This is a genomic window from Rhodanobacter thiooxydans LCS2 (assembly GCF_000264375.1).
GTDB lineage: Bacteria > Pseudomonadota > Gammaproteobacteria > Xanthomonadales > Rhodanobacteraceae > Rhodanobacter > Rhodanobacter thiooxydans.
Map to the genome: position 1 here is coordinate 1 of NZ_AJXW01000162.1, position 217 is coordinate 217.

The window sequence follows — 217 nt, forward strand, 5'->3', positions numbered from 1 at the left end:
GGCGAGTACGCGGTGCTGGAGGGCGCCCCCGCGCTGGTGCTGGCGATCGATCGCCAGGCGCGCGTGACGCTGGAAGACACCGGCGGCAGCGACTACGAGATCACGGCGCCCGGGCTCGGCATCGATGCCGCGCACGGCCAGCTGGACGCGGCCGGGCGGATCGCCTGGCCAGCGCTGGATGCGGCGGCAAGCGCACCGCTGCGACTGGTCGGCGCCA

1 protein-coding gene is annotated in these 217 nt (G+C 75.6%); it reads left to right on the forward strand.

Translation table 11 applies throughout. From position 1 onward, the window contains the following. A partial coding sequence (locus UUA_RS19730; protein ID WP_008439762.1) for a hypothetical protein occupies positions 1-217 on the forward strand: 217 nt, incomplete at both ends.